Below are 22774 nucleotides of genomic sequence, written 5' to 3'. Positions count from 1 at the left end.
GGCATTTTGGAAAGATTGGGTGAAAAGATCCCGGAATCAGGTTGAATAGTCCGGCGGACAAATGTGCGAATAGTCAGGAGTTACTTATTCGTTGGGCTTTGCCTCCTTCTTCCTAAAAGGTGAAGTCGAAATCGACATCCTCCAGCAATGAGGCCACCTTGAACTCCATGCTCATGCTCCGTCCTTTCGCCAATTCATACAATCGGCCCAGCTCTGCGGCAAGTCCGTCGAGTGGCGCCTTTTCGATCGCCTGCTCGAATAAAAATTTATACTCCTGAAATGGCTCGTCATCGCCCAGCCGCACTTTGACGGCCTTATTAGCTTTAGTGTACAGAGCGTCCGGCGTTTTGCCCTTCAACGGTTCCAAAGCGGACAGAATCGGTTCGAGCTCATCGAGCTGCCGCATCAGCAATGCTATGGCATCGGGGTCGCCGAAATCAGCTTGCGGCTCCACGAATTCGGCTCTGAGCACTCTGTTCGCCTCTCTATGATTGAATAATTGGCTTACAGCCCATTCAAACCGGTTAAACAAAGCCGTACGGCGCAGGTCATACCGCTCGTGCAATACCTGCTTATTCACATCGTCGACCGACCCAACATGATACTTTCTTTTGCCGATGCCATGATCGTCGCGAACCTCATTTTCCACCGAATTAATATTCAGGTATTCCTCGGAGTTATGCCACAGCTTCTTGTCTGCCTTGCCTCCCACGCCAAACTGGTCGACGCCGACAAAGGAATCAGGCACCATCCCTTTCATGAAACGGGACGCGTGCCCCAATTCATGGCCGACCGTGACAAATTCCGGCGTGGCAATTTCCTGGTTCTCTTGGCCGACCATTTTTTTCATCCCTTCGTTGTTAATGCGTACCAGGCTGCCCGTTGATTGGCCGGTCTTATATACTTTGCCATTGAATTTGAAATAGGGCTGCCCGCGGTTCTCATGTAAAAACCGATTGATTGCGGAGGCGTCTCCCACCTCTCCCCCGTACTCGGGAATTGCAGCCATATCTACTCCCGTCAGTTCGTCATCTTTAGCGGGTTTGAAACTGTAGCGTTTATCTTTCAATTCCAGATCGCTCCGCGGGATCGCCTCGTTTGAAGTCGTATCAGCGATGCCGGTGTTAGTCAACTCTGTGGCAAAATTGGAAGACAAAATAACCTGTTTTTTATCGCTGTCCTGCGCTGCATTCAGCTCGGCAATCAACTTCCGGCCGTTCGGCCCCTGCAGCAGCTTAGCGATAGCGGCCAACATCCGGTCACGAAATCCTTCCGTTTTTTCCAAAATTTTAATGTTGCCTGCTCCCGCCACGATTTCCCGCCAAATCGTATGGACGGTTTCGATGGCCTCGTCTCCCATGCCGGCCGTGTCGATCGGAACAAGCGCTTCTTGCCGCGCGATTTCCTTAACAAGTTCGTGGTGCTCGTCCTCGCTTTCCCTCAGCAACGACATCAGCAAGGTGCCGTTCGGAACTTCATTGATCTTCCTTTCAACGAATGTATTCATCCAACTGTGGATATGCGTATCTAATTGCTTCAAGGCATGCAGTCGCATTTGACCATTTGCGTCGTTTTCACTGCTGAGCGACCGGTATTGCTCCAGTTGCCCGGCAATCTGCTCAAGCAGTTCGTTTTGCCCTTCCCGAGGAGTATGTTGAGTGAGAAACGTATCTCTGTCTCTCATCATTTGAATCGTCGTCGAAGGGGTTTGGGAACGGGTTAGCCATTGACCGACCGCTCGATTTCCCACCGTCTCCTGCAATTGCAGCACATGCGACCACATCGTAGCCGGGATATCCCGATTCGTTTCCGTGGGGCGGACCGGGCTATTTCGCTTGCCTTGTCCCTCAGTCCGATTGCGTGTCCGTTCCATAAGTTCCCTCTTTTCATTAAAAAAGTCTGAATTTGGTTACCTGCCGCGCGATCCCACCCGATCTCTACTTGTCGATCTATCCTTGTTGTCCCATTCAGTCTAGCACCCGTGCCAGGCATTGACAATCGGGAAAAGCAGCCTCATGGCCAGTCGCACAAAAAAACGCCCCCGGTGGCAGGAGCGTTCGTTCTTCATGAAAAGCTTAACATTCCGTTTGCCCGGGTGTGCTTCGATGCACCACTCCCCGCTGTCTCTTCCAGGTGTCTCGGACAGAACTTCTCCTTTTGCCTGTTCTCCTTTTATTATTTTCCATATTTTAGTATAAAACAAGTTTCTTCCCATTCAGCTAACGATTTAACAGAAATAAACGCTAAGGAGATTTTGGCTCGGTTAACAAGAACAAGATGCAGACGCTTTACCAGCGCGCGTCATCTTGTTCTTTCGGGTCGGACTTCGGATCGTACCTCTCGCCTACAATCCGATAAGTCCTTGCCGCTCCGATTTCGGGAGCTTGGCGACGACGAGCTGGTAGGATTCCCAAAGCATCGTTACAATGACGTCTTCAGGCACCGTACCGTTAAGAATAACGGTATTCCAGTGAGTCTTGTTCATGTGGTACCCGGGAATGACAACCCCGGGATAGCTCTCGCGCTGCAGCCAAGCTTCGTCTGGTGATGTTTTCAGATTGATGCTCTCCACGCCCTGCTGATTGCCGAGCAAAGCGAACATTTTATTGCGGACATACAGGACCGGCATATGCGGGTCGAACGGATACCTTAGGCTGGTGCCGTAGTAGCTGAGCCCTAGCTCAATTAATTGTTCATGATTCATAAGTTCGGTCCACCTCGTCCCGTTCATTTGGCCATCTTGGCAGGAAGAAGGACTGTCCGTTTTCCTGCCTAATGGAATATTACCAAAATCACGATGCCGAGCAAACCCTTATTCTTTCGGTGACACTCTGAAGAACATCTTGCAGAAACCATTTCATGTTTCTCTATGTTATTGCGACAGTTCCATTACGGATTAAATAGATTCACAAGCATAGACATTTTCATTCATAGTGGTCGCCGTCAGGCCATGGTAGTTTGGGATACCCCCTTCTGTTATTCAGATCAATTCCATTACCTTTGTCTTGATCATTTATCCACGGTTACTGACTTGCTCTCGATTCATCAATAGACATTCCGCATAATCCGGGTCCTCCAAGAGCGTCAGCCGTTGATTTTCTTTACGAAGGGTGATGAGCTCTTTTTCCTCAGGAGTACGATTGGCCTTCTCCGTGAACGTTCCTGAGTTTTGACTTTGTTTAGTCCACCGATCTAAGGCTGATGCGCTCAAATTATACCATCTGGCTCTTGAATTCGTCTGTGAATTTACGTCTTTCTTTGGGCATAGTAGTTTCGCTCCTTGTCTAATGGCTTATTCTACTAGCCCTCAATTTATCTGTCCAACTTACTGTAGCCGATCCGAAGTAATTCTTAGTAAAACCAAATATAAATGTCCCTTTCCGAGATTTCGAAAAGGGACTCATGACGAACTAATCTGTATACGATTACCTACGCCTTTATTGGAAACATGAACTTATCTCATCCATTAAGCAATTTGCCATTGAACAAAATGTTAAGCGTTCGAATAAACAGAACGATTAGAACAAAACTAACCAATGCCAGAATAACCGCGGCGATAGCGATTAACAGCCAGGACTGCACGAACATCGCATACTTCAAAGCGGCATTGCTAAGCGCAGCCATCGGAAAGCTTACAGCCCACCAAGAAGCACCGAACGGTACAGACTTTTTGAAGACTTTAAAAAACAGGACGATGAATAAAAACAAGCCAAAGTAAAACAAGATAGATGCGAACTGATCAATTCGTTGCATGATATTCGTATAGCCAAGAAAGCCAACCTCAAACGGTGCAATCATGATGATCATGGAAGGCGTTAATCCAACTGGCAGTGGAGCCTGATGGATCAATCTGGATACGATCAAAGTAAAGAAAACTAAAGCAACAATTCCGCCGATCGCTAAGGACAACAGATTAATTTCATGCGCCCAAGGAAACGGCATCGTTCCGCCCGCGACGGACACGTCGATCGTTGCCACCCCAGGAATAAGCCATGGAGGAACCGCATTTCCTGGTTCTTGATTCCCCTTTAACAATCGTGAAACGAAGACAAAACTAAGCACTAAAGTGGTCGCTGTACCGAAAATCCAAAAAGCTTGGCCTAATAATTGGCTGTAGGTACCTAACACGGAAGAAAGCAATAGAATCGCAATCGTGATCGTACCAAAAAAGTTTCCTGAGATAGGATGCGTGAATTCGCCTACCACTTTCTGAGGGTACAAAACCCATTTAGAAATATAACCTATGCTTAACGCGATAAACATAAGAACCGCAACAATTCCAATAATATCAGCGATGACGGGGGAAGTGCCAAATAGCTTGCTCGCTTGTCGCCAAGCCAAAGACAAACCAGAGATACCCATAACTGCCCCGAATAAATTAACTGGCAGGAATTGCACGGATCCCATGCTTCTTTGTTTCTGTCCGGCAGCTAATGTTTGCATAAAAAGTCACCACTTTCTTTGTATTGTATTATCCAATTAACTAGCAAATTAAAATGCTTATTGGCAAGCAAGTCCTCTCAACTGGTGATAATATACCTTCTATGAACCAGTTAGCCGATCACCCTCTATATAAATAGAAACATGATTCATTGGGTATACTCACAATTGAAGAACGAAGATTTCTGATTATACAAAAGACCCGTGGGACATGAATCCCATACGAAGCGGAAATTGAAGAGTATAAGCGGAATGCCCTTATTATCCTTTGTCAGCTTGATGGCTCCATTCCCGCTCAAAACCAATTAATCTCCTGCATATTGTGGCTAGTAGCGGGTAAAACTATACGTATGGATAGCTCCATAAACGATAGATACCAAATGTCCATGCTTCCACCCTCTTCAAAGGGTTTCCTTACCTTAACCTTGTACCGAAAAGTAATCAATATCGTTGTTTCTATTATTACTATAGATAAAAACTATCGAATGGCCCCCTCACACAACCGGCAAAATGCAAGACAAACCTATCCTTTCAAGCCCTAACCGACATTTGGGGTACCAAGAAAGGCTCATTATTCCAGAAGATCCCCTTTGACAAGAACTTGATGTCATAATAGAGCAAAACTTTATCCCATTCCCGCGTGCGAATGATTCAAAATAAAAAAACATTGCTTTATGGGCAATGTTCAGGTGCAGTTTAATCGTTATTTTATTTAAATTTTAATTGCCCGAGCTCCCAACGCGCTACCAGGCGGACGCGCCGTCGTCGACCACGTAGTTGGAGCTTGTGATGTATACCGCCCGGTCTGAAGCAAGGAAGGTCGCGATTTCCACGCTCTCCTCGGATTGACCAAATAGGTTTAGGAGCGACTTGCTAGTTATCTTATAGCAGTCTTGAGCAATCGTCTATGCTCATTATCTATTATGGGTTCGAACTTGCTGAACTGGATTTGCTCACCATTTAGCCATATGGACAAGGTTTCCTCTGCTGCATGAACGGAAGAGAATACAGAAGTAAGCAAGAATAGGGAAAGAAATAAAGCGCTAATTTTTTTCATCTGCATATAAGCTCCTTCTAGTGAAATGATATTTAGCCACATGAACAAGGCTTTCTCTGCTGCATGAACGGAGGAGAATATAGAAGTGAGCAAGAATAGGAAAATAAATAAAGCGCTAATTTTTTTCATCTGCGTATAAGCTCCTTCTGGTAATTACCCATAAAAAATAACACTTAGCTCATCTCGCTCTTGGGATCTCTTGCTGGGCAAGCCCCAGGCGATATCACGGAACACCTTATACGATAAGTCAACAGATTCGTCGCGGTTCCAATAGGATGCTCATTTCCTATCCTACCAGCCTCATCGAAACGGAGCCTAAACGAATGGATTAACATCAGCTTAATTTTGCTCCTGCTGTTTAGGTTCTGTTAATGTTAGCAGGACAAGAACAGCTGTTACTATTCTCCGAATGACAAAGAGGACAAGGTGATGTTGATTTCTTTTTGTTTGACTATTTAAAACAGGGCTGTCCCCGTGACTTTTGGGATAGCCTCTTTTCAAGCTTATTCTGTTAGGCTCTTTTCTTTGTCGAGAAGTTAGGCAAACACCTTTCGGTCGGTTATTAAGGCAAGGCATAACAAAAAGGCCGGGGGCAATTACTCCGGCCTTTTTAGATTAGCTATCCACTCGTTCTATTTTCGTAAAGATGTGTTATTAAACTTTTCGGATTCACTAACACCCTTTGAAATTGCGGTTTTTTTGATTTCCTTGTAACTCCTACAAACATCTTTAAAGCTTGGTAACGCAACGTTTTAACGCAAAGATTCTTCGCATCTTGATCTGCGTGTTTTCAACATTATTATCATGGTCATACATCTACTGTCCCGCCTAAACCCGCATGGAAACATGAAGTATCCCGTGTTCGTCATTTATTCTGATAACGTACAAATGATTCATCATTTGTACAATCTCATGGTTATCCTGCAGCTCTGAGGAGAAGTGGAAGCTGCATCTTTTGCCAGATTTGTAATTGGGGTAGCAGCGTTTGAAGGAAGGGTTCGTTCACGTGTATCTCATAGCATACAAAAGGGTGCCCCAGGTCAAAAGACCTTTTGGGGCACCCGCTTTGCCGGGATCAGGCTCTTCTGCCGCCGTCCACCGGAAGCACAACGCCGGTTATATAAGAGGCATGATCGCTCAGAAGCCAGGCAGCCGCTTGCGCAATCTCATTAGGATCGGCAGCACGTCTAAGAGGCGTCAATGAGTTGTTTTTTTCGATAATTGCCGGATCTTGAGCAACCCATTGCTCGATCATCTCCGTCATGGTGGTGCCAGGTGCGATTGCGTTCACCCGAATGCCAGCAGGCCCGTATTCAATGGCGGCCGTTTCGGTCAGACTATTAACAGCCCGTTTGGAGGCTGCGTATGCAGACAACCCCGGATTTCCTATAAAGCTGCCCACGCTGCTGTTATTGAGAATGGCACCGGCGCCAGCGGTACTGAGCATAGCTTTGATTTCAGCTTTCATTGCTACCCAGATACCTTTGTAATTTACAGCGTTAAGAAGGTCGAAATCTTCTTCTTTGACCTCTGCTAGGGGCGATACGGGGATCAAAATACCGACGTTATTGAACGCTATATCGAGACGGCCGTGACGTTCTACTGTCATTTGAACCGCCCGTTCGATGCTGGCGGAATTGGCCAGATCGGCGACAATGTAATCGGCTCTCCCTCCATGCGCGGTAATTTCCTCTACTACAGAGCGCAGTGCTGCTTCTGTTCTTGCGATGAGCGTAACCAACGCGCCTTCTTCGGCGAAGAGTTTGGCTGCGGCTGCTCCGATGCCTCGGCTGGCGCCTGTAACCAGAGCTACCTTATTGCTAAGCATTCCCTCACAATTATTGTTTTTTTGACGAGTTGTTGTTTGCATGACCTATCTCCTTTAATCTGGTATTGGTATTGATTGAAGCAATTTCTATTCTTGAGTATAATTTCATAATACACTTGTGACGAGATGCTGCTTGATCATAGGTTTACTAGTACTAGGATTAAGGAGGGGTTGAAATGAACGATAGCGAGCGCCGCTCAGCTCTAGGTGATTTTTTGCGTAAACGAAGGTCCAGCCTTTCTCCGGATGATGTAGGATTACCGGTTGGTACTCGCCGCCGAACAGCCGGATTACGTCGGGAGGAGGTCGCACAACTGGCGAATATCGGCACATCCTGGTACATATGGCTGGAGCAGGGACGTGATGTCCGCCCATCAGTACAAGTACTGGAAAGTCTTGCTACGGCTCTAAGGCTCTAAGGCTTAGTCCCAATGAACGCCGTCATCTTTTTTTTCTTGCGGGCGAATCATTGCCACCCAACTTGTCTCCTCAAGTAGAAGGTATCGGATTAGCCTACCAAAGGATACTGGATGACCTTAATCCGAATCCTGCATATGTTTTGGGCAGACGCTGGGATTTTGTGGCCTGGAATGATGCTGCAGATGAGATTTTCTCTATTTCCGAAGCGTCACCGCCTCATGATTTCAACTTAATCTGGCGACTTTTTACTAACCCGGGATGGAAGAAACGCTTCAATAATTGGGAACAAACCGCCCGAGGAATCATTGTGGAATTCCACACTGCATCAGCCCGTTACGTTGAAGATTCGTCATTTAACGGATTAATTGAAGATCTTAAACGGGTAAGCCCTGAGTTTAACCAGCTATGGCTGCTGCATCAAGCCCCTGGTTCTCTTGAAGGATATAAAGAAGTGGAGCATCCTGCCATGGGCCACCTGGAGTTTGATCATATTACCCTCCAAATCCCCAATGATCCTGATATGAGGGTGATGATATACACAGCTCGTGCAGAAACAAGGTTAAAATTAGAAAAATATTTGTCATCGAATGAAATTAATTCGCCTGCCGCTCCTTAGCCCCATAATTTATATAAATAAAGAGATCCCTCGCGAAAAAGCAAGGGATCTCTTTATTTCAACTAAAAAGTAAACGTCAAAAAGTCCTCATGACATGCGCAGGTGGGACTTCTTGACGCTTACTTCTATTTTAGAACTCATGGCGGCCTTTTCTTACAATTGACACAGCTCTTGGCACGATCAGGAACGGATCAACGGCTTGAAGTAAGAAAAGGCAAAGAGCTGGTCAGATCGATCCGGCCAGCTCTTTTTATGCAGAGAAAACCTATGCGTTACGGTCATTCCACATTTTCAGTCAGGTATCAGTTACACGCTACTCATTTCCGTTACATTGAATAACCTTAATTGTCCGAATATGGACAAATGCCGCCGGGAGGATCTTGGTCTTTAAAAGCTTCATCTTGCATAATTAGCATCATTAGCATTACTAATCATAAGAGACACGCCGAATTTCTCAGTATAACCTGTAGAATATCTTACTCCATTCAGGATTATTGATTTATTCAATTTCTTAGCATTACCATCAAATATGCCCAGTTCATCCATTAAAGCACTTATTTCTTTAGAAGACATGGTTACATTCGTAGCTTTGATGAGTACGTGAATGGCTGTTGTCAACGCTTTAGTTGTATCTATGCTTCCGTCTTCCTTCCCTGCTATTGCCAGGCTTTGCAGGTTGCCGTCATGCTTGTTTACCAAGCCTATAATACCCAGTTCATCTTTAAGCATGTAAGAGAATGCATTCAAAGCGTTGCCTTCTTCAACATTTATGGAGTCAATATTAAAGACGGGCTGAAACTTACCAGCGATATCATTAAAGACGTCTTGAAATTGTTCAGGATACATCCCCAGTGATACTGGTAGGTTATTGTTCTTTTGCTCCACTTTTTTCTTGGCTTCAGTTTCTGATTTCAGCTTAGCTTGGGATTTCTCGGCACTAGCACTCTTGGTGGCGGCATCCAATTCAGCTTTGCCTGGAGCAGGAACTGGGGCGACAGAAGCAATAATGTTAGAGTCTGTACTGGTTTTGGGAGATGCGATTACTAATAGGATGAACAATACTAACAAGGATCCCGTAAGAATAAAGTATTTTGTATGTAAACCATTCTTTTGGAAAGTTGAGACGATACCCCCTATTAAGCAAGCTAGAAATGCCATAAAGCTCATAAAACTAATAAAAGTCCACATGAATAAGCAACCCCAAATTTGCTTCATCGGCTGAAGAATTTGCTCGAAATCTGTCTTTTCTGATTATACCAAATATAGGTTCAGAGAACTATGCTTAAGGAGAATGTCAAATAGCCCCCACCTATTATTTAGATGGGAGCACGTATATGATGAATGAAGATTACGTAAGGCGGCAAGAGTCCGGCAGCAACGGCGACCACGGCATCAAGGGTTCCAGTGCCTTAGGAGGCTGGGGAGTGGTAAGCTGGGACAACTGTTCAAATACGTACACGAGGTACCGAAAAGAATGCAGACCATTTTTCGTCTCGATCACGCTGTAAATAGCAGCGCTGGCCTTTGCGCCACGAGCTATAGAATTGTGTTATTCCCCGAACCGAGCATATAACTGCTATTATCCAACTGACGATATAGAAGCCCATCTTTCCAGCTCATTCGTGCAAATGAGTACTGATGGATAGCGGAGCATATCCTGCATATCCTCCTCCTGGTCCACCGGGTAAGGGATAAAGATTATATTTTCCTGTTCACAACGTTGAATCAGCTCCGGGGTGACATAGTCCAAATTAATCGACAAATATCGGGCATTCAGCTCTTTTAGGAATGGGAATAAGGCCGGGCTGGCACTATGATTGATCAACCCAATTTCAGCTTTAGGCTCCAACTGTCTTAGCTTTACCATAGAATAATGATCGAAGGAGGAAAAAAACACCTGATCCAGCATCCCCATCTCTTGTACCATAGTCAATGCCTTTTCTTCTAATCCAGGATACAGATTCCCCATCTGCTTGAGTTCAATGTCAATGATTAGTTGATCCCTCAGCAAAGTCAAGGCCTCTTCCAGAGTAGGAATTTGCTCGGTTCCCCCTATCCGCAGTTCCTTGAGCTCAACCAAGGTCAAATCCTTTACCCGCCCTTGCCCGTTTGTCATGCGGTCCACTGATGTATCGTGGATAATCACGGGTACGCCATCCTTGCTAAGCTGAACATCCAGTTCCAGATATGAATAAGAGAGCTTCACTGCCTCCTTAAATGAAATCAGCGTATTTTCAGGATAACGGCTAGGGCAGCCTCTGTGTGCGATACCTTTTACTTTCATCATGCATCCCTCCGTACAATCGTTGAATTGAATACAAATCGTTCCATTGCTTCCACTACGCCTTCACCATAGCTTTTGCTGCACACATAGGAAGCCTTCTTTTTAAGCTCGGGGTGACTGTTGGCTACGGCTACGCCAATTCCGGAGTTTTCTAGCATATCCAGATCATTCATTTGGTTGCCGATGCTCATGACCTCCCGCGACTCTAAATTCATCAAGGTCATCAGTTTTTTCAGAGTCGTACCCTTGCTTTGAAAGGGCGGTAGAATTTCAAATAAGTCATCCTCAGACTGTGTAATAGCGTATTGCTTGCGAAAGCTGCTTTGTTGCTTTTGCCAGATTTCCCTTATCTGCTTCACATCTCCGACCATAACGACCTTCTGGACAGGGGTGGTAAGCCAATCGTCAGCAAGCGCATGTATTAAAGAGCTGCGAATTCCCTCTTTTTGTTCAAATAATTCCAATTGTGGCGAATGCCGGATCGCATGAAGTCCATCCTCTCGAAACAGCATGACGGTCACCCCGAGCCTGTCACATTCCAATAAAAAAGATGAAGTCTCTTCCAGGGTAATCATCTCCATCTCTAATACACGATCCTGATTCGCCAGCACGCCTCCGTTGCATAAAATAAAAGGAATATCAATATTCAGCTGTTTGATTATACTTTCGGTACTTGGACCGAAACGGCCAGTAGCAATTGTAAACAGCCCACCGGCTAATCGAAATCGATCGATGGCGTCTTTAACCGTGTCAGTTACTCTGTTGTCCTCGGACAGCAGCGTTCCATCCAAATCACTGACTATCATGCGAATTCCACTCATAGATTAACTATCCTTCCTTTTAAGCCTGAACCTATATTTATCATTGCCAGCCATACCTCCGTTCTTTCACCCTACTTCTCTTGACGAATGGACCGTACGGATAAAATGAACTGCATTCGGTTGACCACCGGTTAATAAAGAGTGGGTAACCGCTCCTAATCCTGACTCTGTAGTTATCCCATTCAATAACAATCCCGGTGTAATTCCAGTAGCGGCAAATATACATTCTTCGGTGGCAACCATATCTCTTAGTGTCAGCACTCGATTCGGATCGCTAAGTCCCATGCCGACACAACGCTCATGCTCAAAAGTTGTAGCCGGGAGCAGCCTCGCTTGCATTTCACCGCCAAGGCATTGAATAGCAACCGCGGAAATAACGCCTTCCGGGGCTCCCCCGATTCCATAGAACAAATCGATTCCGCTGCTTTCGATAGCCGCAGCAATTGCGCAGGTTACGTCACCGTCGTCAAAAAGCCGAACTCTCGCTCCTGTAGCGCGTACTGCTTCTATCGCCTGCTGATGCCGTTCACGGTATTGGATCATTACGGTCATATTCTCCATGCGTTTTCCTAAGGCGCGGGCCGTATGGATGACATTGTCCACAAGTGGAGCTTCCAAATCGATGAACCTGGCAGCCGTTCGGCCAACAGCCAGTTTTTCCATATACATATCGGGTGCATGAAGCAAAGCACCTCTTGGAGCTAAGGCGATCACAGCAGTAGAGTTATCCATGCCGCCAGCTACCAGGTTGGTTCCTTCAAGAGGATCCACAGCTATATCCAGCTGCGGCCCCGAACCAGTGCCCAGTTTTTCCCCGATATACAGCATCGGTGCTTCATCCAGCTCCCCCTCGCCAATGACAACCGTGCCGACCATCGGAATGAGCTGAAGCACCCTGCGCATCGCAGTTGTAGCCGCATCATCCGCCTCCATCTTTCGGCCGCGCCCAACCCAAGGACTGGCTGCGAGAGCCGCCTCTTGGGTTACATGCAGTATGTCTAGCATCAATTGGTTCATAGCTATCCCAGCTTTCATTTACGAATGGTCAGTGCCTCGGTAAATGCCGAGAGAATGATATGAGCAGAAGCCGCTCCTGGGTCGATATGACCGGAAGAACGCTCTCCCAACCGGCTGGATCGTCCTATTCGGGATATTAATAAAGCGGTTGAGCGTTTGCCTTCCTCAGCAGCCTTCACGGCCGCTTCCAAGCTCTCCAGTAGTCCTTGACCCTCGGCTCGGGCTTGTTGGAGAGCGTCCATCGCAGGAAGCCAGGCGTCCATCATGGTTTTATCGCCGATCTGGGCTTTGCCACGTTCCTGAATCCCCTTCACCGCAGCCAACCAAAACTGAACGATATCCTCCTCCTCCAGCTCCTCTTTTCCTTGAAGCACCGCTGCTCCACGCAGAAAGGCCGTGGCATACAGCGGTCCTACCGACGATCCGACCGCATTCAGGAAGGTCATTCCGATTTTTTTGCACAAGGCTCCGCAATCCCCCCCTTCGAATGCAGCCGTTGCTTCAACGATAGCTTCCCAGCCTAGCGACATCGTAACCCCATGATCACCATCGCCCACTGCCCTGTCCAGCTCGGACAACCCTTCTTTCTCCTCTTCGATTCGCAAGGCAATATGACCGAAGAGACTTTTCCATTGCTCCATGTTCACTTTCATTAACTTTCCCTCCTCAATGCTTTGCTTTAGCAAGACATCGTTAACATTAGATGAGCCCTTACTGCTGCACATACATCGGTGTATCTGCCGGATGATCGATCAGCCGGATCAACTCATCGTCCAGCTTCATAACCGACACGGAGCAGCCTCCCATTTCCAGCGAGGTCACATATTCCCCCACAAAGGCACGGTGAATGCTCACACCCAAGTCTTCCAGTCGCTTCGCCACGCGGCGATACACAACGAACAACTCCATATGCGGCGTCGATCCGAGCCCGTTGACCATAACCACTACCCGTTCCCCTGCAGTGATCGGCATATCCTCGAGGATTCGCTCCAGCAGTGCATCCGTCACTTCGTCCGCTGTCTTGAGTGTTCCACGCTCAATGCCCGGCTCTCCGTGAATGCCCAAGCCAATTTCCATCTCATCCTCGCCCAGCACAAAGCTTGGCTTACCCGTCTGAGGCACGGCGCATGGGCTCAGGGCCACACCCATCGTCCGGAGATTAGCATTGGCTTTACGGGCAGCGCGGACTACTTCATCCAGCGTATAGCCTTGATCGGCTGCCGCTCCCGCCGTTTTAAAAACAAGAAAGCCTCCGGCAATCCCACGACGGCGATCTGCTTGCGATAGCGGTGCTGAAGCTGCATCATCGGTTACCAGCACCGTCTGGACCGGGATATCCTCCATCTCCGCAAGCTCGGCTGCCATATCGAAGTTCATGCAATCTCCTGCATAATTGCCGTACATATATACAACACCAGCACCCCCGTTAACCGCTCGGGTCACTTCCAGGATCGGGTCCGGCGGCGGTGAAGCGAACACGTTACCTACCGGTACGCCGTCAGCAAATCCGCGTCCTATCAAACCCATGAAGGCTGGCTCGTGACCACTGCCTCCTCCTATCACTACACCCACCTTACCTGCTCTTGCCGTTTCCACACTTACTACGGATCGTTTATTCTCAGGCAGCACCTTCACATATTTCGGATACGCCGCCACATACCCTTCAATCATTTCATCGACTACCGCATTGGGCACATTAATCAGTTTTTTCAAGACCTAACCACTCCTTCCTTCTATCCCTTTGCTTTATTCATGTGTAGAACATGAACTGATTTCTTTTGTATATACACCCGTACCTGCGAGCCTTTGCTCGCCTTCCATAATCTTCTGAACCTTGCGCTCCGAGTTGCCCCCGTCAAATTCCGATTCCAGCCATGCACGGACAATATGTTTAGCCAATTCCGAACCGATCACTCTCGCTCCCATCGTCAGCACCTGGGCATTGTTACTCTTCATAGCACGTTCTGCCGAATAAGTGTCATGGCAAAGTGCTGCACGGATTCCCGGAACCTTATCCGCCGTAATCGTCATTCCTATACCAGTACCACAGATCAGGATGGCACGGTCATAGTGGCCTCGAACAACTTCTTCTGCAACAGCAAAGCCAACATCAGGATAATCGATGGACTGGGTACTGTCTGCCGGACCAAAATCAACATGCTCAACACCTCGTTCTGCGAGATAGCTTTTAATAATTTCCTTCAAGGTGAAACCCGCCTCATCGGCTCCAATGGCTATTCTCATGTGTAAGGCTCCTTTATTATAGAAATACGTGTATAAGAGGTTGTTCAAAAAGTCCCCACTTGATCACGAGGTAACACAGGAAGCGTATTCGACATCGAATCTTGCATTCACCTTCGAAGTCCGGTGCTCACTTAGGTTTTGCCTAAGCTCCGCTCCTCCTTCTTCAGGTTCTTGCAACCTTCTCGGTGCTGAAGAGTGAACTTTTTGAACTCGCACTATAAGACAAGTTAAGGGATAAGAACGACCTTCAATGAATTAATACCTTTTTTCACCAAATCAAAGCCTTCCAAATATTGCTCCAATGGAAGCATATGAGTGACTACGCCCTCCGTTGGGAAATCTCCATTAGCAATGCCCTCTATAACAAGCGGGTAACAGTAAGGTCCAAGATGGGAGCCAAGCACATCCAATTCCTTCCTATCGCTTATGATGCTCCAATCTACCGTGACGGGATCCTTGAATACACTGAATTCAACGAACCTGCCCAGTTTACGGATCATGGAAAGTCCCTGCTCAACGGATTTGGGATGTCCGGTAGCCTCGATATAAATATCGCAACCGTAGCCTTCCGTCAGCTTTTTAATCTCAGCAACCACATCAACCTCTTTCGGGTTCAATACCAGGTCCGCACCAAATTCTCTGGCTAATTGCAATCTGTCTTCGAACAAATCCAGCACGATTAGCTTTCCGGCTCCGGATCTTTTCGCGGCGCCTACCATTCCTAAACCTAATGTTCCTGCTCCCGAAATAACGACTACATCACCAAGCTCGATTCGTGCACGCTGGACGGCATGGAGAGAGCAAGCATAAGGCTCAATCAAAATAGCTTTCTCAATCGGGAGATCAAGAGGAACTTTGAAATTGATCGCTTCCTTCGTGAACTTCATATATTCCGCCATGGCACCGTTTACATTATTCTGAAAACCGTACAGATCGTGCTTTTCGCACATCCAATACTGTCCACGCTTGCAGAATCGGCAATTCCAGCAAGGCACAATCTGTTCGGATATGACCCGATCACCAATCGAATACCCTTCAACACCTTCGCCGATCTGGACCACAAAGCCGATAAATTCATGTCCGGGAATCATGGGGGCTTTAATGTAAGGAGCTTGTTTGTCATCCCCCCAGAAGCTTGGCGCTCCTTGGAACGCTTTTATATCACCTGCACAAATACCACAAGCTTCAACTTTAATGACCATCTCGCCAAAACCTGCTGTCGGTACATCAACTGTTTCCAGCCGATAATCGCCCGGGGCATAGGCTACAATGGCTTTCATTTTTTCAGGAATCATACTGATACTCACTAAATAACCTCCCTGGTATTATATATTAGATAAATATGACAAAATCCCATTTTACATATTTATTTTCGCATTTAAGCCAAACTTTGTCAACGTTTAATTCGATATATGTTGTCGTTTGTTTTCATTTGTTTTCACTTAAACAAAATTCATCAATTTAACTTTGTGATATAATAGTGAAAATAGCGAAAAAAAATTTCACGGCTACAAGATGGGATTAACGCTTATACTTCATATCTATGTGTTTGTGATTGCTTTACTAATTTTTAATTTTATTTTCATGTGTATTTCACATCAATTATTGAATGATTATTTTTATTTTGTTATAATATTAAAAAATGTACTCTAGGAGATGCGAACATGTTGGCACCCGAACGACGTAATCAGATTATGCAAATATTAAACGAAAATAAACAATTGTTAGTTAAAGATATTTCCATAGAATTAAACGTTTCCGAAGGAACGCTTCGCAATGATCTCAAAATTCTGGAAGAGGACGGTTTACTGGAAAGAACACATGGTGGTGCCGTTTTACCGAAACCAACAACCTCCGAGAATACCTTTCACTCACGCAGCTTAGCTAATCAAGCGGAGAAGAAGATGATCGGTAAAGCTGCTCTTCCATTTGTTCAAAATGGCCAATGCATCATTCTCGACGCCAGTTCAACCTCCCTTGAGCTTGCCAAGCTTTTGATTAACTACGATTATTTAACCGTTGTGACTAACGGGTTGGCCACAGCGCAAGAATTAACTCGCAATCCTCATATCAACGTCATCGTAATCGGAGGCGTGCTAAGACCAGGCTCGAGCTCATTGGAAGGCTTGCTTGGCAAAGGGCTGCTCTCGCAAATTCATGCCGACGTGTTCTTCACCTCTGCGCATGGCTTCACCACCACTGCCGGTCTAGCCGATTTCAGCATCTATGAAGCCGAGCTAAAAAAACTGATGGTGAACAATGTAAACAAGGTGGTTGCCTTGCTGGATCATTCCAAGCTGAACCGCAGATCCATCGCAACCTTTGCAGAGGTTAATCAAATAAGTACCCTAATTACAGATCAAAGCGCCGACAAGGACTTCCTGAATTCCCTCGAAGGTATTGAGATCGTCATTGCAGATTAATCTAAACGATAACCCCCTTATTCAGGCCCCTCCTGCTTTCCAATATACTACTATCTTCCTTTCCGCTTTCTGGAGCGTTCTGTCCACCACGTGTGGACGATCTGTTTGTTTTACCGAAATAAAAAACAGGGGCAGCTATCTTGCCCCTTGTATATACCCAATCCATTTGTAAGAATGACTAGCCATTCTGCTTATCATTGAAATAACGGTGAATCGTTTCAACAAACACTTTCGGTTCGTCGACGGCAAACCGTCGGATCCCCATATCCAGAAGCTCGAACATGGAATCCTGGTCGAAGTGAAATGGCAATACTTCCAGTTCTAATCCGTCTTCGTCCAAATGCTTAAGTGCCTCCTGCAAAAACTCACGCTGCAGCCTGTATCTCCATCCTTCATTCGCCTTGGCATCTACCAAATGAATTTGAACAATGTCAAGGGAGTCGAATCCGGTTTCAAGCGTCTCTTGAAATCTGTCGTCAACCTCTTTATCGGGAATCCATTGCATCGTACGTACCTCGGGCACTAACCGTTTAACCGTCTTGCAATTCTCATGATTGGAGTGGCAAAAAATAATTTGTCGCCCAACTCCATATTCCTTAATGAGCAATGCCATTTTTTCCAAGTCGATCTCTTTGTAATCCAGGTAGAGCTCACGCTCAGGGTACTGAGCTAACACGGACAATATTTGAGCAAGTGCGGGGACCTTCTCTCCCCTATACAGTTCACTGAATTTGATCCCTGCATCCCATTCTTGAACCTCAGCAAATGTGCATTCCGAAATCAGTCGATCCTGATCCGATTCAGGTGCGTTTGTTGTTCGCTTCGGCGTTGTATCGTGCATACCGATAATAACACCATCAGCAGTTTGCCTAATATCGAGTTCCGGAATGCCGCCAAGCTCCCAAGCATATCGCATGGCCGCCAATGTGTTCTCAGGCATCTCGGCATTCGTACTTTGATGGGCTTGCCAATGAACCGTTTGATATGCTCCTTTACGATCTGTAACCATCATGAAAGTACGCTCCCCACGTTTATTTCGACAGAATTCTATCGGTTTCTTTCTTAAAGGTCGACAATGTTGTTTGTATATCCTTACTGTCATACATAATCGCTTCAGTTGCTGACAAGAATTCCTTATTTACTTCAGGCCAAGCAACACTCTTGTTCGTATCAACCGCATATTGAAGCTGGTCATAAGCAGTTTTACGATTAGGCTCCTTCGCCCACAAATCTTTAATTTCTTTAGATTCAACCATAGCTTTTGTAAACGGCAAGTACCCGGATTGCATAATAAATTGCAAGCCTCCTTGCGGATCCGTCTCCATCCAGCGCATAAACTCCCAAGCCGCTTTTTTATCGGCAGCAGATGACAGCATAGCTACATTTGCTCCGCCGGTCGGATTAGCGAATGCTTTGTCCTTAGGCAAAAATGCGGTTACATAGTTAAATTTAACGATGCCGCTAAAGCTGCCGATGTTGCCTGTTGATTGATAGAAAACCCCCACCTTACCGTCAATGAACATTTGATTTGTAATTTCACCGGAATCTTTGGCAGGAGGATAGTATAACGCACCTGAGCTTTGAAGATCCTTCAAGAATTTGAACACTCTCAGTCCAACTCCGTTATCTGCAAAACCAACCGTTTTCTTATCGTCACTGAAGAACTTTCCTCCGGCTTGAGAAATCATCGCTATAGGATACCAAGTATCATATGGCATTGTCATACCATACCGTTTGTATTGTCCATTTTCTTTAACGACCAATGCTTCGGATACTTTCTGCAATTCATCCCAAGTAGTCGGAATGGCGAGTCCTTTCTCATCCAGCAATGTTTTATTAACATGCATGATCGGAGTCGAACGATTTAATGGAAGTGAAACCAGCTTTTTATTAAAGGTCGAATGTCCCATAAATCCAGGCACAAAAATATCTTCGCTCAAATTGGAGCTCTTGAGATGCGGAGTAAGATCTTCGAGCACATCTGCATCTGCAAAAAACTCTACATATGCACGCTCCAGCATCGTAATATCCGGTCCTTTCTTAGCAGCAATGGCTTGCTGAAGCTTGGTTACGGTTTCATCATAACTGCCTTGGTAAGTACCCACAACCTCAATATCTTTATGACTCTCATTGAAGCGTTTGATTAAGCCATCCATGTACTCCAAATTTTTCCCGCCTAAGGAGTGCCAGAACTGAACGGTCGCCTTTCCAGTCTTGGCAGGCTCTGGTGCCTTTGCGGCTTCAGCTGGTTTTTGAGTACTTGCAGGCGTGGAAGCCGGCTTGGTTTCATTCGCTTGCGGTGTACCTCCGGAGCAGCCTGCTAATAGGCTCAGTACTACCGGTACTGTCACCATGATACTTAACTTATTCCTCATTTTGAAATTCCTCCAATTTCGTCTCATATTTGATTTAATAGAAACCAAGCGTTATTTAATACCAGAGTAAACAAAAGCTTTAACAATTTGCTTATAGCAAAACAAATACACAATAAGAATAGGAACAACCAAAACAACGTTTCCGGCCATGATAATATTCCAGTTACTGATCCCTTCGGTCATTCGGAGCATGGCAATACCTATAGTCAGAGGGCGGATTGAAGCCGAATCTGTCATAATCAACGGCCAGAAATAATCGTTCCAATGACTGACAAAGCTGAACAGCGCGATGGTTGCCAATGCCGACTTTGACATCGGAATCATAATGTTCCATACAATCTTAAACTCACTTGCATTATCCAGCTTCGCTGCTTCGATAATTTCTTGCGGTATTTGCATAAAATATTGACGCATCAGGAAGATTCCGAAGGCGCTGGACATAAAAGGAATAATTTGTGGCAGCAGCGTCTTGCCGATTCCCCAATCCGCCATCATTAAATAGATAGGAATAAAAGTAACCTGTCCGGGAACCATGAAAGCCAGTAAAACCATACCGAATAGTATATTTTTCCCTGCAAATTTATATTTGGCAAATGAGTAGGCTGCCGGGATCATTACGGCTAATTGAATCACTATAATGGAGACCGTAATGATGACAGAATTGATTCCATACGTCAGAAATGGCCCTGCTTTCATAGCGTCTACAAAATTGACCCATTGAGGCATCGCCGGAATAATCGTAGGCGGGAACTTCATGGTCTCCTCAAACGTTTGCAGCGACGTTGAAATCATCCATAGAAATGGGACTATAAACACCAGTAACACGGCCGCTTTCAATATAATTTCCAATATCGTCCAATATTTGAATTCATATGTCTTCAAGTACGAATTCCCCTTTTTCTTGGTTATGTAAGCGGCTTATTGGTAATGCACCTTTTTCGAAAGCACCCGGAAGTAGATAACGGTTAAAATTCCGATGATCGCCATAAGAACTACACCTGTAGCAGCTGAGTAACCAATATTCGTTGTTCGATATTCATAAATGTAATAAACGAGAGTACTTGTTGCGTTATTTGGACCTCCGCCCGTCATAACTTGAACGGTATCAAACACTTTAAAGGAGCCGATTGTCATAATAAGCAGGATGAAAAACAGCTGTGGTGATATAAGTGGAATCGTTATCTTGTAAAATACCTTGAACCGGCTGGCATTATCCAGCGCTGCCGCTTCATAGATAGTTGGAGGTATGCTTTGCAGCGCAGCAATAATGATCAACGTGTAGTAACCAATGCCATGCCACACAGATACGATAATAACGGAAATAAGTGCTGTACTCGAGCTCTGCAGCCATTGGGAAGGCGGCAGCCCTATTGCTTTGAACACAAAATTTAGTAAACCTTGACTTGGTTCCATAATCCACAGCCACACCAGCGCGATGGATACAATAGAAATGATGTGCGGTGTGAATATACCTGCTTGAACAATAGCATTGAACCGTTTCTTTTTATTCAGCCATAAAGCAATAAGTAGGGATAGCAGCAAGGTGAATACGACTACACCGATTGTGTAAAACACCGTATTCATTAGCGCCTGGTAAAAATCTTCCCGAGTAAAAATTTCTTTAAAGTTATCAAATCCGATGTATTTACTTTTCGCTTTGTTCAACAGGTTGTATTTATAAAAGCTTAAATAAACTAAATAAACAACAGGATACATAATAAAAAGACAAATACCGATCATAGCAGGTGTAATCAATAGATACGGACGAAGCCTTTCCCATAATGTTCTATTATCCATGCCGCTGTCCTTTCAGCGCCTCCAAGTAGTCAGGAAAACGGCTATGCTTCTCAAGAATACGGTTTTCATCGGCTCCGAAAAAAAACAGCTTGGATGCCTGAACTCCCAAGTATACCTCTTGATCGACGCTAAAGCGGTCTTCGACGCACTTGACCATGAAGGAATGCTCTTTGGTTTTTATTTGATACAACGTTTCGGATCCAAGCATCTCCCTTGTGGCAATTACTCCACGGAGGGAATAATGATGGTCGAGAGGCTCATTGGACACTTCTGAACTCTCCGGGCGGAAACCAAATTTCACTCCGTCCACATTCAAGTTACCCACATTCATTGGTGGGACGCCGATAAACTGTGCTGCGAACAAATTGTTGGGCTGACGATAAATAATATCCGGTGGAGCCTCTTGTTGTATCAGTCCCTGGTTCATTAATACGATCGTGTCAGCCATGGACATCGCTTCCACTTGATCGTGCGTGACATATACGAAGGTGGTACCTAATTTCTTGTGCAGCTCGATCAATTCGATTCGCATCTGCCCTCTGAGCTTGGCATCCAGATTGGACAACGGCTCATCCATTAGAAACACGGAAGGCTTCTTAACCATGGCACGTGCCAATGCGACACGCTGGCGTTGTCCGCCGGATAAGGTGGATGGTTTACGGTCAAGGTAGTTATTCAAACCAACTGTAGTACTGATACTCTCCACGAGTTGGGTTCTTTCTTCTTTACCCACCCTATTGTTTTTTAGTCCGAATTCAATATTCTCCCTTACAGACATCGTGGGGTAAATGGCATAGTTTTGGAATACCATAGCTACTCCTCTTTGACCGGGTGCAATTCGTGTGACATCCTTTCCGTTTATAAGCACCGAACCAGAGGTCTGAGGATCAATACCGGCAATCATACGAAGAAGTGTTGTTTTCCCGCAGCCTGACGGACCAACCAGAACCGTAAACTTCCCGTCTTCAATCTTTAAATCCAAGTCTTTTATAACATCCTGCTTATCAAACGATTTGGTTACCTTCACGAACTCTATGGATGCCAAGAGAAATCCCTCTCCTTTTCTTTACAACAATTCAAAACAGCTCCCCTTTTCAATCGCAAAGCTTCAACACTCTTATAATCAAGTTCACCTCCTGATAAACACGAAACTAAGATACCAGCTAACCGCATTATTGAATGCGTATACAATAAAGACTCTAACCAGACTATGGATGCCTTCTCATGCTGCAATCATTAGTTAAAGCTAAGATTATAGTTATTATTTTCGCACTTTAACTTTCGTTTGTCAACGTTTTATTTGTTGTTTACAATCTTATATCTTCGAAATTTGTTGTAAATTGATGTTTCTCGGTTTTTATCTTTATAAAATAATATTTTCGTGTGCTACAATCAAAATCCGCTCATTCACTGCATATTTTCACTATATTAACTTTTGATAAAAATCAACAA

At 45.4% G+C, this 22774-nt stretch carries 22 protein-coding genes and 1 pseudogene; 3 read left to right on the top strand and 20 right to left on the bottom strand.

Features of this window, described 5'->3' with window-relative positions:
• Positions 1-112: 112 nt before the first annotated feature.
• The 6 genes from OB236_RS11680 to OB236_RS11655 all read right to left on the bottom strand — a co-directional run bounded on the left by OB236_RS11680 (position 113) and on the right by OB236_RS11655 (position 7367).
• Positions 113-1873, bottom strand: coding sequence for a M91 family zinc metallopeptidase (locus OB236_RS11680; RefSeq protein ID WP_262684162.1), 1761 nt, complete (start codon positions 1871-1873; stop codon positions 113-115).
• 471 nt (positions 1874-2344) lie between these two features.
• Complete coding sequence (locus OB236_RS11675) at positions 2345-2704, bottom strand: MmcQ/YjbR family DNA-binding protein (RefSeq protein WP_076234424.1); 360 nt, start codon at positions 2702-2704, stop codon at positions 2345-2347.
• Positions 2705-3013: 309 nt separating this feature from the next.
• Positions 3014-3211 carry a hypothetical protein gene (locus tag OB236_RS11670; RefSeq protein WP_262684161.1) on the bottom strand — a complete coding sequence of 66 codons (198 nt, stop codon included), beginning with the start codon at positions 3209-3211 and terminating at the stop codon, positions 3014-3016.
• A 248-nt stretch (positions 3212-3459) separates the two neighbouring features.
• Positions 3460-4443: an SLAC1 anion channel family protein gene (locus OB236_RS11665; protein WP_262684160.1), complete on the bottom strand. Its 984-nt coding sequence runs from the start codon at positions 4441-4443 to the stop codon at positions 3460-3462.
• Between the two features lie 874 nt (positions 4444-5317).
• Complete coding sequence (locus OB236_RS11660; protein ID WP_262684159.1) at positions 5318-5626, bottom strand: hypothetical protein; 309 nt, start codon at positions 5624-5626, stop codon at positions 5318-5320.
• Between the two features lie 946 nt (positions 5627-6572).
• Positions 6573-7367, bottom strand: coding sequence for an SDR family NAD(P)-dependent oxidoreductase (locus tag OB236_RS11655; RefSeq protein WP_262684158.1), 795 nt, complete (start codon positions 7365-7367; stop codon positions 6573-6575).
• Between the two features lie 134 nt (positions 7368-7501).
• Between OB236_RS11655 and OB236_RS11650 the strand changes: the two genes are divergently transcribed.
• Complete coding sequence (locus OB236_RS11650) at positions 7502-7744, top strand: helix-turn-helix domain-containing protein (RefSeq protein WP_262684157.1); 243 nt, start codon at positions 7502-7504, stop codon at positions 7742-7744.
• Between the two features lie 50 nt (positions 7745-7794).
• A complete protein-coding gene (locus OB236_RS11645; RefSeq protein ID WP_262684156.1) occupies positions 7795-8361 on the top strand; it encodes an MmyB family transcriptional regulator in 567 nt (188 codons plus the stop codon).
• A gap of 396 nt (positions 8362-8757) precedes the next feature.
• Here the strand turns inward: OB236_RS11645 and OB236_RS11640 are convergent, their stop codons facing one another.
• From OB236_RS11640 to OB236_RS11605, 9 genes and pseudogenes are all read right to left on the bottom strand, one after another.
• A complete protein-coding gene (locus OB236_RS11640; protein ID WP_262684155.1) occupies positions 8758-9549 on the bottom strand; it encodes a hypothetical protein in 792 nt (263 codons plus the stop codon).
• Between the two features lie 160 nt (positions 9550-9709).
• A pseudogene (locus OB236_RS40320) lies at positions 9710-9895 on the bottom strand (IS66 family transposase); the annotation flags it as partial.
• A 45-nt stretch (positions 9896-9940) separates the two neighbouring features.
• Entirely contained in the window at positions 9941-10648 is a 708-nt protein-coding gene (locus tag OB236_RS11635) for a glycerophosphodiester phosphodiesterase (protein WP_262684154.1), read from the bottom strand.
• Complete coding sequence (locus tag OB236_RS11630) at positions 10645-11466, bottom strand: HAD family hydrolase (RefSeq protein ID WP_262684153.1); 822 nt, start codon at positions 11464-11466, stop codon at positions 10645-10647. Before OB236_RS11630 ends, OB236_RS11635 begins: the two co-directional genes overlap by 4 nt.
• 66 nt (positions 11467-11532) lie before the next feature.
• The gene (gene glpX, locus OB236_RS11625; RefSeq protein WP_262684152.1) at positions 11533-12483 is read right to left on the bottom strand and encodes a class II fructose-bisphosphatase; all 951 of its coding nucleotides are present in this window, start codon (positions 12481-12483) and stop codon (positions 11533-11535) included.
• Between the two features lie 14 nt (positions 12484-12497).
• Complete coding sequence (gene dhaL, locus OB236_RS11620; RefSeq protein ID WP_262684151.1) at positions 12498-13136, bottom strand: dihydroxyacetone kinase subunit DhaL; 639 nt, start codon at positions 13134-13136, stop codon at positions 12498-12500.
• A gap of 58 nt (positions 13137-13194) precedes the next feature.
• On the bottom strand, positions 13195-14196 hold the full coding sequence (locus tag OB236_RS11615) for a dihydroxyacetone kinase subunit DhaK (protein WP_262684150.1): 1002 nt from the start codon (positions 14194-14196) through the stop codon (positions 13195-13197).
• A 33-nt stretch (positions 14197-14229) separates the two neighbouring features.
• On the bottom strand, positions 14230-14727 hold the full coding sequence (gene rpiB, locus OB236_RS11610) for a ribose 5-phosphate isomerase B (protein ID WP_262684149.1): 498 nt from the start codon (positions 14725-14727) through the stop codon (positions 14230-14232).
• Positions 14728-14954: 227 nt separating this feature from the next.
• Complete coding sequence (locus OB236_RS11605; RefSeq protein WP_262684246.1) at positions 14955-16022, bottom strand: MDR/zinc-dependent alcohol dehydrogenase-like family protein; 1068 nt, start codon at positions 16020-16022, stop codon at positions 14955-14957.
• A 369-nt stretch (positions 16023-16391) separates the two neighbouring features.
• Between OB236_RS11605 and OB236_RS11600 the strand changes: the two genes are divergently transcribed.
• Positions 16392-17150, top strand: a complete 759-nt coding sequence (locus OB236_RS11600; RefSeq protein ID WP_262684148.1) for a DeoR/GlpR family DNA-binding transcription regulator — start codon at positions 16392-16394, stop codon at positions 17148-17150.
• A gap of 178 nt (positions 17151-17328) precedes the next feature.
• Here OB236_RS11600 and OB236_RS11595 read toward each other — a convergent pair whose 3' ends face one another.
• The 5 genes from OB236_RS11595 to OB236_RS11575 are packed head-to-tail and all read right to left on the bottom strand — an operon-like array spanning position 17329 to position 22367.
• Entirely contained in the window at positions 17329-18162 is an 834-nt protein-coding gene (locus OB236_RS11595; protein ID WP_262684147.1) for a glycerophosphodiester phosphodiesterase, read from the bottom strand.
• Positions 18163-18181: 19 nt separating this feature from the next.
• Positions 18182-19525: an ABC transporter substrate-binding protein gene (locus OB236_RS11590; RefSeq protein ID WP_262684146.1), complete on the bottom strand. Its 1344-nt coding sequence runs from the start codon at positions 19523-19525 to the stop codon at positions 18182-18184.
• A gap of 51 nt (positions 19526-19576) precedes the next feature.
• A complete protein-coding gene (locus OB236_RS11585; RefSeq protein WP_262684145.1) occupies positions 19577-20407 on the bottom strand; it encodes a carbohydrate ABC transporter permease in 831 nt (276 codons plus the stop codon).
• Positions 20408-20443: 36 nt separating this feature from the next.
• Complete coding sequence (locus OB236_RS11580) at positions 20444-21322, bottom strand: carbohydrate ABC transporter permease (RefSeq protein WP_262684144.1); 879 nt, start codon at positions 21320-21322, stop codon at positions 20444-20446.
• Positions 21315-22367, bottom strand: coding sequence for an ABC transporter ATP-binding protein (locus tag OB236_RS11575; protein WP_262684143.1), 1053 nt, complete (start codon positions 22365-22367; stop codon positions 21315-21317). The genes OB236_RS11580 and OB236_RS11575 overlap by 8 nt, the downstream gene beginning before the upstream one ends.
• Positions 22368-22774 lie beyond the last annotated feature (407 nt).

The organism is Paenibacillus baimaensis (assembly GCF_025567575.1).
The sequence above is the reverse complement of the archived record's forward strand: the minus strand, read 5'-3'. Positions and strand labels throughout refer to the sequence as shown.